At 40.3% G+C, this 1,243-nt stretch carries 1 protein-coding gene; it reads right to left on the bottom strand.

The genetic code is table 11. The annotated features are described in order from the left end of the window. Window positions 1-433: 433 nt before the first annotated feature. Window positions 434-1,243 (bottom strand): IS3 family transposase (locus ND6B_RS04715; RefSeq protein ID WP_033103044.1); only part of this gene is annotated, 810 nt, incomplete at its 5' end.

The raw sequence follows: 1,243 nt of genomic DNA, 5'->3' as shown, positions 1-1,243 counted from the left end.
AAGATCTTGAAGAGATTCTATTTACCACTGAGGGTGCAGAGCACACAGAGAAAATGATTAAAAACATGTTTTATTTGCTTTGTCTTCTCTGTGTAGCGCGAAGCGCCTCGGTGTACTCTGTGGTAAGAATGTTTTGTAGGCGGGGCTTTATGCCGCGCAGGTGGCTTTAGGTAATAAATTTATTCACAAAGAGGTTAAGAGGCGCTGCGCTTTTAGATCTAGTGAAAAAAAATTAATCACTCGGGCTCATGGTTATTGTTTTCTCATTTACTGCTCATTCACTTCTCTTTGTGCAAAAAGATCTTGAAGAGATTCTATTTACCACAGAGGGTGCAGAGCACACAGAGGAAATGATTAAAAACATGTTTTATTTGCTTTGTCTTCTCTGTGTAGCGCGGAGTTTTTCAAGTTAGTTGTCGCCTCAAGTTAAATTTTATGCCGCCCGCATTTCTTCTTTTTTCTCAGGGTTTAAATTTACTTCATTTATCATTGACCAGTCTCGTGACTTCCCTGACCAACGACTTGGGTTATTCAATTTAGCTGCGTCGTTTACCTGCTGACGCTTAGCTAATATTTCTTTATCTAAACCTGAATGACGTTGGTTTGGCGTCACAAATTTTATACCACTGTGTAGGTGCTCATTATTGTACCAATCAACGAACCCACTTACCCATTCTCTTGCTGCGCTTATATCTTCAAATGCCTTTTCTGGGTATTCTGGGCGATACTTTAACGTTTTAAATAACGACTCAGAGTATGGATTATCATTACTTACTGACGGTCGACTAAATGATGGCACAATCCCTAACTCCTGTAATGTTGCCAGTAATGTCGCGCCTTTCATTGGGCTACCATTATCTGAGTGCAACGTGACTTGCTCGCGCTTTATTTGCTCCCGACTGCAAATATCCTTCATTAAATCTGCGGCTAATTCACTTAACTGTGTGTCGTAAACTTGCCAGCCAACAACCTTTCGACTAAAAATGTCCATCACTAAATATAAGTATAAAAATTGCCCTTTTACGCTCGTTGGTAAATAGGTGATATCCCAAGTGTAGACTTCATTTGCACGCACTGCTTTCAATGCTCTTGGCTTTTTCATCGGCTTAGCTGGCTTTACTTTTTCTCTATGCGTTAATAAGTTATGTGCCTTCATGACACGATAAAACGAACTTTCAGACGCTATCCATATGCCCTTATCAAGCAGCTTAGGGACTATTTTACTGGCCGGTAAATGCCCATA

The organism is Pseudoalteromonas sp. ND6B (assembly GCF_000764215.1).
GTDB lineage: Bacteria > Pseudomonadota > Gammaproteobacteria > Enterobacterales > Alteromonadaceae > Pseudoalteromonas > Pseudoalteromonas tetraodonis.
This window is presented reverse-complemented; position numbering and strand designations above follow the sequence as displayed.